The organism is Dellaglioa sp. CoH-57-MRSF-19 (assembly GCF_056781975.1).
This window is the reverse complement of the sequence record NZ_JBXAXW010000001.1, coordinates 377493-394577: the sequence shown is the minus strand read 5'-3', so window position 1 is coordinate 394577 and position 17085 is coordinate 377493. Positions and strand designations below refer to the sequence as shown.

At 34.7% G+C, this 17085-nt stretch carries 14 protein-coding genes; 2 read left to right on the top strand and 12 right to left on the bottom strand.

The genetic code is table 11. The features are described 5' to 3' along the window. Positions 1-339 precede the first annotated feature (339 nt). The 12 genes from lysS to pth all read right to left on the bottom strand — a co-directional run bounded on the left by lysS (position 340) and on the right by pth (position 15121). Entirely contained in the window at positions 340-1839 is a 1500-nt protein-coding gene (gene lysS / locus AC1RO3_RS01825; protein ID WP_481760847.1) for a lysine--tRNA ligase, read from the bottom strand. Positions 1840-1910: 71 nt separating this feature from the next. Further along, on the bottom strand, positions 1911-2921 hold the full coding sequence (gene dusB / locus AC1RO3_RS01820; protein WP_481760848.1) for a tRNA dihydrouridine synthase DusB: 1011 nt from the start codon (positions 2919-2921) through the stop codon (positions 1911-1913). Between the two features lie 71 nt (positions 2922-2992). Then, positions 2993-3877 carry an Hsp33 family molecular chaperone HslO gene (gene hslO, locus AC1RO3_RS01815; RefSeq protein WP_481760849.1) on the bottom strand — a complete coding sequence of 295 codons (885 nt, stop codon included), beginning with the start codon at positions 3875-3877 and terminating at the stop codon, positions 2993-2995. Between the two features lie 77 nt (positions 3878-3954). Next, positions 3955-6033, bottom strand: coding sequence for an ATP-dependent zinc metalloprotease FtsH (ftsH, locus tag AC1RO3_RS01810; RefSeq protein ID WP_409021575.1), 2079 nt, complete (start codon positions 6031-6033; stop codon positions 3955-3957). A 93-nt stretch (positions 6034-6126) separates the two neighbouring features. Continuing rightward, a complete protein-coding gene (gene hpt / locus AC1RO3_RS01805) occupies positions 6127-6666 on the bottom strand; it encodes a hypoxanthine phosphoribosyltransferase (RefSeq protein ID WP_409021576.1) in 540 nt (179 codons plus the stop codon). A gap of 5 nt (positions 6667-6671) precedes the next feature. Beyond that, on the bottom strand, positions 6672-8039 hold the full coding sequence (tilS, locus tag AC1RO3_RS01800; protein WP_481760850.1) for a tRNA lysidine(34) synthetase TilS: 1368 nt from the start codon (positions 8037-8039) through the stop codon (positions 6672-6674). A gap of 76 nt (positions 8040-8115) precedes the next feature. Beyond that, positions 8116-8595 (bottom strand): S1 domain-containing RNA-binding protein, encoded by a 480-nt coding sequence (locus tag AC1RO3_RS01795; RefSeq protein ID WP_481760851.1) that lies wholly within the window; start codon positions 8593-8595, stop codon positions 8116-8118. A gap of 99 nt (positions 8596-8694) precedes the next feature. Beyond that, positions 8695-9081: an FtsB family cell division protein gene (locus tag AC1RO3_RS01790; protein ID WP_481760852.1), complete on the bottom strand. Its 387-nt coding sequence runs from the start codon at positions 9079-9081 to the stop codon at positions 8695-8697. Between the two features lie 44 nt (positions 9082-9125). After that, positions 9126-9392, bottom strand: coding sequence for an RNA-binding S4 domain-containing protein (locus AC1RO3_RS01785; RefSeq protein ID WP_481760853.1), 267 nt, complete (start codon positions 9390-9392; stop codon positions 9126-9128). 17 nt (positions 9393-9409) lie between these two features. Further along, positions 9410-10978 (bottom strand): putative polysaccharide biosynthesis protein, encoded by a 1569-nt coding sequence (locus AC1RO3_RS01780; protein WP_481760854.1) that lies wholly within the window; start codon positions 10976-10978, stop codon positions 9410-9412. A gap of 21 nt (positions 10979-10999) precedes the next feature. Next, complete coding sequence (mfd, locus tag AC1RO3_RS01775; protein ID WP_481760855.1) at positions 11000-14521, bottom strand: transcription-repair coupling factor; 3522 nt, start codon at positions 14519-14521, stop codon at positions 11000-11002. Between the two features lie 36 nt (positions 14522-14557). Then, on the bottom strand, positions 14558-15121 hold the full coding sequence (gene pth / locus AC1RO3_RS01770) for an aminoacyl-tRNA hydrolase (protein WP_409021584.1): 564 nt from the start codon (positions 15119-15121) through the stop codon (positions 14558-14560). 209 nt (positions 15122-15330) lie between these two features. On the opposite strand from pth, the gene AC1RO3_RS01765 reads away from it, so the two are divergent. Both AC1RO3_RS01765 and cbpA read left to right on the top strand, forming a co-directional pair. Then, a complete protein-coding gene (locus AC1RO3_RS01765; protein WP_409021585.1) occupies positions 15331-16293 on the top strand; it encodes an L-lactate dehydrogenase in 963 nt (320 codons plus the stop codon). A gap of 148 nt (positions 16294-16441) precedes the next feature. Next, a complete protein-coding gene (gene cbpA / locus AC1RO3_RS01760) occupies positions 16442-17077 on the top strand; it encodes a cyclic di-AMP binding protein CbpA (RefSeq protein ID WP_409021586.1) in 636 nt (211 codons plus the stop codon). The last annotated feature ends 8 nt before the right edge of the window (positions 17078-17085 follow it).

Below are 17085 nucleotides of genomic sequence, written 5' to 3'. Positions count from 1 at the left end.
TGTTCAGTTTTCAAAGATCTACTTGGTTGCTTTTGACAACTTTTATATCATATCAAGGATTTCGTTAATTGTCAAGAACTTTTTTAATTAATTAACTGGTCACATTTGAATTAGTTGTTTACTACTGAAGCAACGTTTATTACTTTACCAAGAATAATCACCTTCGTCAAGCCTTTATTTAAATTAAATCTAAATCAATGAATGTAAACGTGTACATCGTGTTTTATTATTACTTTTACTGCTGAAATAAAAGTAAAAAAAGAGTATTGTCACATAGCGACAATACTCTCATATAATATTATTCATCAAAAATAATCCTATAAAATAATTTAAAAATATTTATTGATTATCATCTGGTCTCATAGTTGGAAATAATAACACATCTCTGATAGATTGTGCATCAGTCATTAACATAACCAACCTATCTATTCCAATTCCTAAACCACCTGTTGGTGGCATACCATATTCGAGTGCTTCAATGAAATCTTCATCGATTCCTTCCGCTTCATCGTTACCATCTTCACGTTCTTCAACTTGGGACTCAAATCGCTCTCTTTGATCAATGGGGTCATTTAACTCAGTAAATGCATTAGCATATTCTGTACCTAAAATATACATTTCAAAACGATCCGTAAATCTTGGATCATCTTCATTTTTCTTTGCTAAAGGCGAAATTTCTAAAGGATGTCCATAAACAAAAGTAGGATCAACAATTGTATCTTCAACAAATTTTTCGAAAAATTCATTAATGATATGGCCAACTTTCCAATATGTTTCATATTTAACATGATGTTCATCTGCCAATTTTTGTGCTTCTTCAACTGACATTTCTTTCCAAAAATCCACTCCAGTTACGGACTTAATAGCATCTACCATATGAACTCTTGCAAATTTTTTATTAAAATCTACTTTTTTTCCATCATATTCAATAATTCCGTCATTTGAAATTACATCTGCGACTGCTTTAAAAATGCCTTCAGTTTCATCCATTACATCATGGAAGTCATAGTATGCAACGTACGTTTCAAGCATTGTAAACTCAGGATTATGTTTTGTATCAATTCCTTCATTACGGAACACTCGACCAATTTCGTATACTTTTTCCATTCCACCAACGATAAGTCGTTTTAAATGTAATTCTAGTGCAATTCTCAAGTATAGTTCAATATCTAACGCATTATGATGTGTTGTAAATGGTTTAGCTGATGCTCCACCTGCTTGGTTATGCAGTACTGGCGTTTCAACCTCAATATATCCATTACCATCTAAATAACGTCTTACAGCTGAAATAATTTGACTACGTTTCATAAATCGATCAAAGCTTTCACGATTTGTGATTAAATCAAGATATCTTTGTCTATAGATTTGTTCTACATTTTGCAAACCATGAAATTTATCTGGTAATGGTCGTAATGCTTTTGATAGGAAAGTAACTTCTGTTGGGCGAATCGTTAATTCACCCATATCTGTTTTCATAACATCACCTGTTATACCAACAAAATCACCAATATCTGAACGTTTAAAGATATGATATGTATCTTCACCTACAACATCTTTACGGACATATAATTGTAAACGTCCATCTTTATCCTGAATATCAGCGAAACTCACTTTACCTTTACCACGTTTAGACATTAATCTACCTGCGATAGTAGCTTGGATATCCATACCATCAAGTTCTTCTTTAGTTAATGCATCATACTTATCATGTAATGCTTTAGTCATGTCTTTACGTTCAAAGCGGTGTCCAAATGGATCGACCCCTGCTTCGCGAAGTTCAACAACTTTTTCACGACGTACCTTTAATTGATCATTCATACTTTGTTCTTGCTTTACCATATTATATCCCTCACTTAATTACATATTTCACTTACTATCATGCCAATTAACCCAATAAAATGCAACTAATTCTATGCTTCTTTTTGCATTAATTTGAATTCACGTTCTTTTGTATCTTCTAAAAATTTATCAAATATCGTTATCATAGTAGCTTCTGAATTTGCTTCATTCAATGCTGCTTTAGCACGAGCTGAACGCGAAATACCTTTTAAGTAGTATGCTGCTTGACTTCTGAATTCTTTAGGTCCAATAACCTCACCCTTTATCTGGCAAAGTGCGTGCAAGTGTTCTTTAGCAACTAAAATTTTATCAGATGCTGAAGGTTCAGCAATGAGTTCACCTGTTTCAAGGTACGTTGCTGTCTGCCTAATCATCCACGGATTTCCTAATGCAGCACGGCCTATCATAACAGCGTCGGCACCGACTTCATCTAACATCTTCTTTGCATCTTGTGGCGTTTTAATATCACCATTACCCATAAAAGGAATTGTTTTTAAATTACTTTTAACTTCATGTAAAATATTCCAATCTGCTTTACCATTATACAACTGGAAACGTGTTCTTCCGTGCATTGCAAGTGCAGCTGCACCACCTTGTTCAGCAGCTAAGGCATTTTCAACTGCTAAAATATGATCTTCGTCCCAGCCTGTTCTCATTTTAACTGTTACCGGAATTGACAGCTCATTAGTAACCGCATCAACCATTTCGTATACTTTATCTGGATCAAGCAACCAACGTGCGCCTGCGTCTGTTTTTGTTACTTTAGGTACAGGGCAACCCATATTAATATCGACTATGTCGGCTGACGTGTGTTCTTCAACAAACTTAGCAGCAGCAACCAATGTTTCCTTATCTCCGCCAAAAATTTGAACGCTAACTGGATGTTCTCTTGGATCTACAAACAACATGCTCAACGTTTTTTTATTTCTAAATTGGATTCCTTTATCAGAAATCATTTCACAAACTACTAATCCAGCACCAAAATCCTTACAAATCATTCTGAATGCCGCATTTGTTACACCTGCCATAGGTGCAACAACTACTTGATTAGGAATTAATATATCGCCAATTTTCCATTCCATTCTATTCACCTCATCGTTTTTTACACTTACTATTGTTTAGTATCATAACACAAATCATATATTGATAAAATTTATTTAGCTGAACCCTCTAATAATTTCATTAATTCATTTTCAGAATATTGATATCGATTTCCACAAAAACGACAAACAGCTTCGGCACCATGATCCAATTCGATCATTTCAGTGATATCGCTTTTTGGCAAACTAGCTAATGAACCGTAAAATTTATCTTTTGAACAATCACATTCGAACGCAACTGGCATTGTATCCAAGATATTAACATTTTCTTTACCAAACATCAGATATATAATATCTTCTGGCGTTTTACCATCTCTTAGCAATTCTGAAATCATAGGCATTTCTGCTAATTTTTTTTCTAAATTATCGATAACTTCATCAGTTGCGCCAGGCATTACTTGAATCATAAACCCACCGGCCACTTCGATTGTATTGTCCGTGTTCACAAATACAGATAATCCAACTGATGATGGAATCTGCTCTGATTTAGCTAAATAGTAAGTAAAGTCTTCGCCAAGTTCACCTGAAACCAATGGGACTTGTCCCGTAAACGGTTCCTTCATACCCATATCTTTTGTTACTGCCATTGATCCAGTTGTTCCAACGGCACCTTTAACATCAATTTTATTTTTTTCATTTAATGGTAAATGAACGTGGGGTTCACTCAGATATCCTTTAACTGTTCCATCAGCGTTACCATCAATTACGATAGCACCAACTGGCCCATCACCATTAATTTTAACGGTCATTTTTTCATCGGCTGACAATGTAGATGTACTTAGTAATAATGTTCCTATTAGGCTCCGCCCAAGTGCAGCTGATGCTGCGCTCCATGTGTCATGTCTCCTTTGTGCTTCAGCAACCGTATTTGTCGCAGTAACAGCATATACTCTTAATTTACCGTCAAAGGCCAAACTTTTTACAAGATAATCTTTCATTCGTTTTCTCCTTAAATAATTCATTTTAGACCAACAAGAACTCCGATAGATAATCCATCGGAGTTCTTAAGTAACGATTATTTATCGTCTTTATTCACTTTGGGGTAAAAAACAACCGTTTTAGATAAATCAACTTCATCTGTTTCTTCAGCTATTTTTTTTGCATCTTTACGTTCTAATTCTTTTTTTGTTGCTTCAAAAGAACCATCTTTTTCACTCGGAAATTCATTTGCATCGTCTTTTTCTGGCATTTTGCCATCTTCGAACAAGCTTAAAATTTCTTTTTCATCAAGTGTTTCAAATTCTAATAACTTATCAGCAATCAATTTATGCTGTTCTCTATGTGCTTCAATAATTTCTTTAGCAAGTTTCATACCTTCTTCAGATAGACGACGAACCTCAGAATCAATAATGTCAGCCGTATTGCTTGAGTAAGCAGCACTTGGTTGACCTGAACCACCAGCGAACATTTGGCTATTGCCTTCTAATTGAACAGGTCCGAGTTTTTCACTCATTCCATATTCAGTAACCATTGAGCGAGCCATTTGTGTTGCTTGTTGGAAATCGTTTGATGCGCCTGAAGATTGTTCATTGTAAACAATTTCTTCAGCTGCACGTCCACCCATTAATCCAGCAATTTGTTCACTCATATCTTTTTTAGACAATAACATTTGATCTTCTTTTGGTAACATGATTGCGTAACCGCCAGCACGACCTCGAGGGACAATTGTTACTTTGTGAACAACTCTAGCATCATTTAGGACTAATCCAACAATTGTATGTCCGGCTTCATGGAATGCAACTGTTTGACGTTCTTTTTCATTAATCGTACGATCACGTTTTGCTGGTCCCGCAATAACACGATCCTCAGCTTCATCCATATCGCTTGCATCAATTTTTGATTTATTACGACGAGCAGCTAATAATGCAGCTTCATTTAAAAGATTTTCTAAATCAGCACCAACAAATCCAGGTGTCTGCTTAGCAATAACTTTTAAATCAACATCAGATGCTAACGGTTTGTTTTTTGCATGAACATTAAGAATAGCCTCACGACCCTTAACATCTGGGCGACCTACTAAAACTTTACGATCAAAACGACCAGGACGTAAAAGTGCTGGATCCAGAACATCCGAACGGTTAGTAGCTGCAATTACAATCACACCTTCTGTACCCGTAAATCCATCCATTTCAACAAGTAATTGGTTCAATGTTTGTTCACGTTCATCATTACCGCCACCTGTACCAGAGCCACGACGACGTCCGACAGCATCAATTTCATCAATAAAGATAATTGATGGTGCAGTTTTCTTAGCATTTTCGAACAAATCACGTACACGACTTGCCCCAACACCGACAAACATTTCTACGAAATCAGAACCGGAAATTGAATAAAATGGTACTTCAGCTTCACCAGCTACTGCTTTTGCGAGTAAAGTTTTACCAGTACCAGGAGGTCCCTCTAGGAGAACACCTGATGGGATTCGAGCGCCTAAATCAGCAAATTTGCGTGGTGATTTTAAGAATTCAACAACTTCAACAAGTTCTTGCTTTTCTTCTTCTGCACCGGCAACATCAGCAAAACGAACTTTATTATCTTTTTTCTCGGAAGGTTTTGTTTTTGATTTACCAAAGTTCATCACCTTACCGCCACCACCGCCACCTTGTCCTGCTTGTCCCATCATAAGATAGAAAAAGCCGACCATTAATACAAGTGGAATAACCGTAATTGCTAATTGCAACCAGATACTATCTGATTGTTCTTCTTTTGTATCCATTTTTGTCTTTGTTGCTTCAGATGATTTCAAAATTTGTGCCATATTTGAATCATTTTGAATAACTGTTGACGTAAAGTTTTTAACTTTTGTTGTTTTCTTTGAAGCTGGAATTAATGAGAACCCAGTATCCTTGCTCTTTTCTGTTTGAGCTTTCTTATAAGTCCCTGTTATTTTGTAGACACCACCTGATGGTTGAATATCAAATGATTTCACTTGGTTTGATTGTAATTTTGAGACAAATTCACTTGATTGAATTTCTTGTGTTTCCGTTTTGCTGTTTCCATCAAAAAAGAAGTACATTACACCCATTATCCCAAGCATGATAACTATGTAAAATAAACTATTTTTAAAAAGTCCATTTTTAGGATTGTTTTTCATATCTACTCTCCTGCCCGTTTTTCTTTATTTTTATTTCAACTATCGTTTGAATAGGATACACTATATCACAATTGACATTCTTTGACCATTATTTTACTCTGTATAAATTTCAGGTTTCAAGACGCCAATATATGGTAAGTTCCTATATTTTTCAGCATAATCTAATCCATAACCAACTACAAATTCATTTGGAACTTCAAATCCTGCATAATCAACGTTAACAGTCACTTTACGACCTTCTGGTTTGTCCAACAACGAACAAACCTTAACAGATTTTACATTTCTATTGTTAAACAGATCGATTAAGTAAGCTAAAGTTTGTCCTGTATCCACGATATCTTCAACAATAATCACATCTCTGCCTTTAACATCAATATCTAAATCTTTGATAATCTTAATCTCACCAGTTGATACGGTACCATCCCCATAGCTCGAAACATTCATAAAATCAACTTCTGCATAATCTGCAACATTTTTAGCAATGTCAGCCATAAAAAGATAGGCGCCCTTTAATATACAAACAAGCAATGGATTTTTGCCTTGATAATCAGCGGTAATCTGTTTTCCTAATCGCCGAGTAACATCTTGAATTTCTTGCTCACTGTAAAGAACTTTTTTGATATCTTCATCCATACACTTTAGCCTCTTCCCTGACCTTGTTTTTTTAAAACGATTATGTCTTGTATTTTATCAGTTTCAACGGTGTCTGACAATTGAGATTTTTTATAATTTATTAACCAAATGATTCGCTTAGTATTAGTTTCTAATACCCAAGCCTGATTACGGTCATTACTACTTATTTTTTGATCAATAAATATTTTTTTTATTTTTTGTTTTGCACTATTTCCTATGTCGATATAATCGCCTGGCAACCGATGTCTCAAGCTAAGCCCCTCTTCAACAATAGAGTGATCAACCATCATATAATCTTTTATAGTTACTTCATCTAGATTAATCTCTTCAGCTTTAAATACGCCAATTTTTTCATTATTATTTAAATTAACCCATGAATTCATACCGAGTATTATTTTTTCAGAAGTACTTTCAATTATTTTCTCTTTTTGAATGAAATCCATGTACTCATATTTTTTAACAAATAATTGATCATCACCTAAATTAAGTTCACCCTGTGGTTTTTTTTCATTCAGCAGTAACTGGCTAATTTGCTGTATTTGGTCTTCTTTTAAGAAAACACCATGTTCTTCAGCGATTTTTTTCAATATCGGCTTTTGCCACCTTGTTTCCAACGTGGTCCACATTTTTATTTTAAATCCTGAAGCATATTTGATTTCTTTTATTTTTTCACTAATTGCTTCATCTGCTAAATCTAATAGGTTCGTTAACTGATCTGCATAACTTTGTGCATGCTTAATTACTTGTTTATTATTTTCAAGCATTTTCGGTATAATTTCTTTTCTAACTCGATTTCTAAAAAAATCACTTAATTGATTCGTTTCATCTTCAAAAAAAACAATGTTTTCATGCTTTGCGTACTGCCGAATAGCCTGTTTTGTGAACAAAAGTAACGGTCTAACTAACATCCCTGGTCCAAATGATCTAGTTTGACTGATACCCGTTAACTGTCTGATATCTCCGCCACGAATTCCTTTCATAACAAGTGTTTCGAGCTGGTCATCTGCTTGATGCGCTGTCATTAACGTTGCATAAGTTTCTGATACCATTATTTGCTCAAAAAAATCATATCTCATTTTGCGCGCTGCATTTTCAATACCATTTAATCCATGTTCATGTACTGGCCAAACTTTTTTATATAATTTAAATTGATGATCTAGACAATACTTTTCGATGAACTCAGTTTCAATACGGCTCTGCTCTCTTAATTGATGGTCAATGTAGGCAACGCCTATCTCAGGCCGGATTTCATCTGGTAATCGTTGCAACAAATCCATGAGGACCATTGAATCAACACCTGTTGAAACAGCAACCAGAATTTTTTCAGGACTACCAAGTAGCCGATATTGAGCCTCAAATCTTGTATTCAGCAAAACTTTTCTCCTTTTTTCATTAAAAAAAGAGTGGTTTAAAATTTTCATTTCAACCACTCATCTTTAAAATTCGTTATTAATTACGTCGGCCACCACGGCCACCGCGCTTACCTTCAGTACTTCTCTTTAATGAAACTAACCGATCTTCACTATCTTTCAAAAAGCCTGACAACAATGAATCGAAGTCATCTTTTTGAGGTTCAACTTTTTTAGTCTGATAGCGATTCTTACCACCATTTGATGGACGAGAACCAGTCGATGCGCGAGTATCTTTATTAAATGTTTTCTGTGGACGAGATTTTGTTTCTGTTACTTGAGGCTTATCAACAGCTTTTCGTATTGATAAACTTATCTTACCATCGTCGCCAATGGATAAAACTTTAACTGTGACTTCATCCCCAACAGTTAGTGCATCATGAATATCTTTGATGAATCCATCAGAAACTTCACTAATATGTACTAATCCTGTTTTTCTGTCACCCAAATCAATAAATGCACCGAAATTTGTAATTCCTGAAACTTTACCTGAAACTTTCTCTCCGACTTCAATAGACATAAAAAAGTTGTTCCTCCTTAGATATATATACCATACTAGTATACCACGCTATAAACCTTGATACAAAGTTAAATCACGGGTAATTCTATCCCTGATTGATTAGTTTTTTAAATTTGCTTTATCACTAGGAAAACTATAGACAGTTTCACCTTTTTTAGAGAAATAATATTTTTCACGAATTAATTTTAATAAATAATCGTTATCATTTAATTGTTTAATTTGAAATTTAAGATCTTTTTGATTTGCTTTAGCTTTTTTTAATTTCGTTTGTTCAACTGCTGTTTCTTGCTTATAATGTGCAACCTTAAGCTTGGTTGAAATTAACTGTACGCTAAAGAAAATGATTATAATTATTAAAACAGCTCCTAATCCAATCATACGGCGGCGGTGAATAGTTACCAATCGTTGATCTTTTTTTCTTTCTGTTTTATTAGCTTTCATAAAATCATTATCTAAAAATTTAATTTTCGATTTATTATCGGCCATCTTGTCTCCTAACCCAATAAAGGACTCCAATTAAAAATCGATAATTATCGACTTTCTTCTGTATAAACTTCAGAAACAACTTCATATAAATCAATTGATTCTGCTTTTTTCGTTGTTTCTTTAAGCGCCATAACTCGAACAGTCAGCGTTTTATTACCAAATTGGATTGTTAACTCATCCCCAACAACAACATCTGTTGAAGATTTTGCCATTTTATCATTAATCATAATTCGACCCTTATCTGCAATTTCTTTTGCAACTGTACGACGTTTAATAATACGTGACACTTTTAAAAATTTATCTAATCTCATTAGTTAATCCCCTTTATTTATCTTATAAATTTTTTTAAAATACGTTTTCCAAATGGAAAGCTTAGCCATTCTCGAATCGAAAATAATTCCCATTTAACTGCTAAACCACCAAATATTCCAGCACCAATAGATCCAGAAACGAGCGCTATAATGCCACTCAACAATCGCTTGTCATTCGTCCAATTAATTAACTGATTATCTAATAAATAAACCACAATTCCCATAATTACACAAATTAAAGTTAATTTCATCATAAATTTGGGATCAATTAGTAACTGTCTAATCTCACTGGGTGACATAACCCACATGGCAATTAATACAAGTAATAAACTTAAGATTGTCGCAATACTTGCTCCAACTGTTCCTAATATAGAAACTAGGTAAAAATTAATACTCATTTTAAGTAACAATCCGATAATCAAAGCAATGACTGACGTACGATACAATCCCAGACTCTGTAGGACGCTGTTGTATGTTCCAATAACTGCTGCTAAGAAAATACTAAACATATAAACCGATAATGTACCATTTTGAAGTTGATCCCCAAATAAAGATTGGTTAACAAGTGGCATAACAGCAATCAGTCCGATGGTTGCCGCCATCGATAACGCCACCGTTATGTGCACTAACATCCCAGCATATCGTTGAAAATCCTTTTTTCGGTTTTCACGACGGGCCGAAGCCAGAGATGGCAATAACATCGAAGAGAACCCAACAGAAATAACTAGTCCAAGTTGTACTAAAGGCTGTGCACGGTCATAGACTCCTTTTAACGATTTTGCAATATTATTTGAATAACCAAAGTGCACTAATCCGTTTTTCACTGTGAATGAATCAACTAATTGTAATAGCACCATCATTGCTGCAAATAGACAGATGATAAGACCCTCCGAAAATAATTTTTTAGAGGTTATCAGTAATCTTTGCCAGTTTGTTTGAAGCCTAGTCTTCCTAAATTCAACCCTGTAAAAGTGAATAAAAGAAACACTTGCGCCAATAGCACCAATAGTTGCCCCAAACATTGCCCATGCTCCCATCGAATATAATGACATATTATTTTCAACCGCAATGTATGCCGCTAAAATAATGAGTCCAACACGTAATAGTTGTTCAACAACTTGGGAGACAGCAGTTTTGTTCATTTCAAAAATACCTTGATAATAACCACGTCCCACTGCTAAAACAGGTAAAAATAAGAACATAAATGAAACACTTTTAATTAAGCCTGCTAACTGTCCATCACCCATAGCTGTCGCAATCCATGAAGCTCCTAATTGTAAGCCAGAAAAGATAACTAAACTAAATATACTTAAAACAATAAATATATCATGAGACAATTTTATTTTATCTTCTTTCGAAGGCTCTTCAGCAATTAACTTACTAATGTAGACGGGAAATCCAGTCAAAGCAAAAGTCATCCCTATCCCATAAATAGGATAAACTTGCTGATAAATATAGAAGCCCGTATCTCCGACTAAATTTTGGAATGGCACTCGGTAAATGGCACTCAAAATCTTGGCAATTAGTGAGGCAATCGATAGAATCATTGCACCACGCATTAAATGTCTAAGTTGCTTATTTCCCATATCATTTCGATTCCTTTTTTATTAGTTAGCTGCAGTCACTGACCCAACGGATTCGCTTAACGCTTGAATAAAGTTTTGTAATTCAATCAACCAGTCAGTCTCAGTCATCTTAGGTTGAATCACTAAAATCACACGCATTTGTTTGCCCTGAGTTTTTAATGACGCTTTTAATTTTGTTGCTGATAATGCCATGAAAATTGCTTCCGTACCCAGCAATGTCGTTCCTTTTTCTGAAACAGAAACAATTAACTGGTCTTTATCTTTTTTAATTTTATCAACTAATGCCTTATCGGCAAATAATTTAAGTAAGCCAATTTCCATTAAGTTATTCACTTCAGTTGGAAATTCGCCGAAACGATCAATTAAATCACCTTGTACTTCCAAATATTGATCATAATTATCAAGCTGTCGAATACGTTTATAAATTTCAATTTTTTGACGCTGATCATCAATGTAAGATGATGGTAAATAAGCTTCAATATTAATGTCAATTTCAGAATCTGATTTAGGCTCAGCTTTTTTACCTTGTTTTTTATTCACAGCTTCTGTCAACATCTGTGTATATAAATCATATCCAACAGAATCAATGAAACCATGTTGTTGTCGGCCCAATAGATTTCCTGCTCCACGAATAGATAAATCTCGCATAGCAATTTTAAATCCAGAACCCAATTCGGTGAAGTCTTTGATTGCTTCTAAGCGTTTTTCGCTCACTTCAGTCAAAACCTTATTAGGTTTATACATAAAGTAGGCATACGCAATTCGACTACTACGACCAACACGACCACGTAACTGGTAAAGTTGCGCCAATCCCATGTGGTCAGCATTTTCGACAAATAATGTATTAGCATTAGAAATATCTACGCCCGTTTCAATAATTGTCGTTGTTACCAACACATCATAGACACCTTGAATGAAATCATACAAGACATTTTCTAATTGATTTTCAGTCATTTGACCATGGATATACGCGACACTAGCTTCAGGAACCATAATCTCAATTTCTGAAACTACTTTTTCAATATCTTCAACTCGATTATGCAAATAAAAAACTTGTCCACCACGTTGAAGTTCACGTTGTATTCCATCTCGAATAGTTCCACCATTTTGTTCCATTACATAAGTTTGAATTGGGTAACGGTTCAATGGTGCCGTTTCAATTACTGATAAATCGCGAACCCCAAGCATCGACATATTAAGTGTCCTTGGGATTGGCGTTGCCGTTAACGTTAAGACGTCCACTTGTGACTTAAACTCTTTGAGTCGTTCTTTATGTTTCACACCAAACCGTTGCTCTTCATCAACAATTAACAATCCTAAATCAGCAAATTGAATATCTTTCGATAAAATTCGATGTGTCCCAACGACAATATCTAATGCACCACTAGCCATTTTATCAGTTGTTTCTTTAAGTTGTTTCTTTGTTCTAAAACGAGATAAAATCCCAATTTCAACTGGAAATCCTTCGAATCGATTAATCATTGTTTCGTAATGTTGTTGCGCTAACACCGTTGTAGGCACTAATAAAGCAACCTGTTTATTATCTTGAATGGCTTTAAAAGCGGCACGTAACGCGACTTCTGTTTTCCCAAAACCTACATCACCAATCAATAAACGATCCATTGGTTTCTTTTGTTCCATATCGTGCTTAATTTCATTTGAACTTCTAATTTGATCTTCAGTTTCAGAGTATGGAAATGCATTTTCAAATTCCATCTGATAATCGTTGTCCTTTGAAAATTGAAATCCAACTTCTGCTTCACGTTCAGCATACAATGCAACTAAATCATCAGCAATATCTTCAATTTTAGCAGCAACTTTATTTTTCGTTTTGGTCCATTCAGTACCACCCAATTTGTTAATTCTAGGTGACTTAGATTCAGAAGAAACATACTTTTGAACCATGTTTAATTGGGTTACTGGAATAAATAATTTAGCTTCATCCCGATAAGAAATTGTCATATAATCTTGATGTTTACCATCGACTTCTAATGTTTCCATTCCAATAAACTGTCCAATACCATGATTAACATGGACCACATAGTCTCCTGGTTTCAAATCTTGATAACTTTTAAGGCGTTCTGCATTCGCTAATGTTTGGCGTTTTGGACGTTTTTTAGTGACTTTGTTAAACATTTCATGTTCTGTCACAACAACTAAGTTTGCCATTGGCAATTCAAATCCAGCTTGTAAGTTACCTTCTACTACCTGAACTTTTCCTAACTGTAGGCTATCCAAAGTCGTCATGATAGAAGGAATCTCAAAATCATCCAAGGTTTGTGAGACTTTATCAAGTCGCTCTTTATCTTGAACCATAACAATAATAGTCTGTTTCTTTTTTAACCAACGATCCATTTCTGTTTTAAGTAATGGCATTTGGCTAAAAAATTGTTGCATGGCATGTCCTGGTACATCAATCAATTGATTAAATTTGAGGTGACCCATTCCTTTTTGAAAATGAGCCAGAAATAATTCAGCATGCGATTCATTTTTCAATAAATCTCGTAATTCAAATCCAAAAACACTTGTAGACAAAACTTGATGTGTTTTTAACTTATCTGCCATCCAGTTATCTTCATCTAGTTTAAGCGTCTTTTCAGCTTCTAATAATCTCGGATAATCGTCCATTACAATTAAACCATTGCTACCCAAGTAATCTAACAGACTTGTTTTACCTTGATAAATAATATCGCTAAATAATAAATGTTCCGGAGCTAAGCGTCCTTTTTCAAAATCACTCATAAGCGGCATAATATTTGATTCTAATCGCTCTTGATCATCATTATCTAATCGCTTATATTCAACACCATACGCTTTTTTTAATGTTTGACTAGCTTCCAATAGCATAGCGTCAGTCGCAATAAAATCTGTCGCGGGTATAATTTGAATCTGGTCCACATTCTCTAAGCTTCGTTGATTAGTCACATCAAAATAACGTAATGAATCTATTTCCGTATCAAATAAATCTAGTCTAATTGGGTTTTCTACGGTCAATGGGTAAATATCCAAGATAGAACCACGTACAGCAAAATCCCCAGGACGTTCAACCAACTTTTGACGTTGATAGCCCATCGTAAAGAGTTGAGTTTCCGTGGCTTTCAAATCAATATCTTTTCCAACAGCTAAGTTTAATGTTGCTTGTTTCCACGTTGAAACAGGTGCTAGAAAACGTCGTAACCCCGAGATTGATGTTACAACAATCTTTGGTGTTCCTTCTAATAGAGCCTGAAGCGTTTGGACACGTTCACTTTTAGATTCTGGTGAACTTGTTGCCAGTTCTGCAGCTAATAATTCTTCAACTGGGAATGTAAGCACATCTTCTTCATTAATAAAGTTAGTTAAATCTTCATTTAATTGTGTTGCATGAAATAAATTATCTGTCACAACCAACATAGATTTTTTTTTATCTTTAAAAATAGTAGCTAACATCAATGTTTTAGCTGAACCCGTTAGTCCAGTTAACAATTGTCTTGTATTAGGTTCAATATTTGTTAGCCAGTTATCTACACCAGGAACAGTCTGCATCATTGCTTCTAAATTCATTATTCTACCCTTTACCCTTTTCTAAACAGCTTTTTCTTATTTATGGTTATACTTGTTCATCGTATTCATAAAATCATCTGTTTCCAACCAATCCTCAATTGCTAAAGTTGCTGTATTGATTGCATCACCTAAGTCTTTTTCTTGGTTTTTAGAAAATTTCGTTAATACCCAATCTACGACAGAAACTTTGTCTGGATGGTCAATACCAATTTTAATACGTTTAAATTCCTGTGTTCCTGTATGTGCGATAATGCTTTTCAAACCATTATGTCCGCCTGCTGATCCTTTTTGACGTAATCGAATCCGACCAACTTCTAAATCAAGATCATCGTTCACAATAAGGATGTCTGAAACATCAATTTTATAGAAATCCATCAACGGTCTAACAGCTCGACCTGAATCATTCATATAAGTAGATGGTTTAACTAAGACAATTTTTTCACCATTTAAATTAAACGATGCCACTTGCGCTTCATACTTGCTAGATCCAAAATCGGCATTATGTTGTTTTGCAAATACATCTACTGTAGCGAATCCGACATTGTGTCTTGTTCCATCATACTTTTGCCCAATATTTCCTAAACCGACTATCATTTTCATTTTAATTTCTCCTTTAAATAAACGCAAACATCTGGGCAAGTTTATTCAACTTACCCAGCATTTCGACCCTATTCTTTTCTTTCAACTATTATACCATACTCGATTTATGAAAATTTTGTGAAAGAACTCTCTCATCTAGTATGTTTTTTCACAAACAAACATGTTATAATTATTCAGTAATAATTATAGCTCTGAAAGGATGAATTATTTTGACAAAAACAGAAAATCATCAAAAAGTTATCTTAGTCGGCGATGGCGCCGTAGGTTCTAGTTACGCATTCGCAATGACACTCCAAGGTGTCGGCGAAGAATTCGGTATCATCGATGTTGCGAAAGATCGCACTGTCGGAGATGCTTTAGATTTAGAAGATGCAACACCATTCGCATTTCCTAAACGTATCTACTCAGCAGAATACTCTGACTGTGAAGATGCAGATCTTGTCGTTATCACTGCTGGTGCTCCACAAAAACCAGGTGAAACACGCCTTGACCTTGTAAACAAAAACTTAAACATCTTGAAAAGTATCGTATCTCCAATCGTTGAATCTGGATTTAAAGGTATTTTCTTAGTTGCTGCTAACCCAGTTGATATTTTAACTTACGCAACAATGAAATTCTCTGGTTTCCCTAAAGATCGTGTTATTGGTTCAGGTACTTCACTTGATACTTCACGTTTACGTGTTGCTTTAAGCAAATTAACTGACATTACAGATCCTCGTTCAATCCATGCTTACATGATGGGCGAACATGGCGATACAGAATTTGCTGCTTACTCAGCTGCAACTGTTGGTGGTCTTCCATTCTTAGATTGGGCAAAAGCTAACAACATTTCTGATGACCAACTTGCTAAAATTGAAGATGACGTTCGTAACAAAGCTTACGAAATTATCAACAAAAAAGGCGCAACATTCTACGGTATTGGTACAGCATTAGCTCGTCTTTCAAAAGCAATTTTGCGTGACGAAAATGCCGTATTACCTGTTAGTGCATACATGGACGGACAATATGGTTTGAACGATATTTATATCGGTACACCAGGTGTTGTTAATGGCCAAGGTCTTGCACAAATCATCGAAGTACCTTTAAGTGATGTTGAATCTAAACGTATGACTGATTCAGCTGCTACTTTGAAACAAGTATTAAATGATGGTCTTAAAGCATTAGGTGAATAATTTTTAATTATTTTCCAAAAAAGGAACGGAAGACATTCTTCCGTTCCTTTTTTAATACAATTTTAATAGTCAAATTACTGTTAAAAAGCTTTTTTTATGGTATTATAAAAATGTAAATGAGAAAAATTTAATATTTGGAGGCGCCTATATGTTATTAAATACTTTAGTTAAACCATTAAAAGAACTAACAACCGTCCGTGAAAGTGTCACACTTGAAGAAGCACTTACGGTCCTAGAAAATTCTGGATTCCGTTGTGTGCCAATCTTAGATGAAACGGGTCAAATTTTCCGTGGTAATATTTATAAAATGCATATTTATCGTCATAAATCACAGGGTGGCGATATGTCACTTCCTGTTACTTATCTTCTTAAAAATGCGACTAAGTTTATTTCATCTGATTCAGCTTTCTTCAACGTTTTCTTTTCAATTAAAGACTTACCTTATATTGCTGTTTTAAATGAAAACAACTATTTTGAGGGTATTTTAACACATACACGTCTTCTAGATATGTTGTCTCAATCATGGAATTTTGATGTTGGTAGTTATGTCTTAACTGTTATTTCAGCTGGCGAACGTGGTGATTTAGTTGATATGGCTAAAATCATTACAAAATATTCATCAATTGCTAGTTGTATGACTTTAGATGTTAAAGAAGGCGAATTATTACGCCGAACATTATTCACATTACCAGCTGGTGTAAACCAAGAAAAAGTTGATAAAATTGTTGATAACTTAGGACGTAAAGAATTTATTGTTTCTGAAATTGAAGATTTACGTAGTTAGACAAAAAA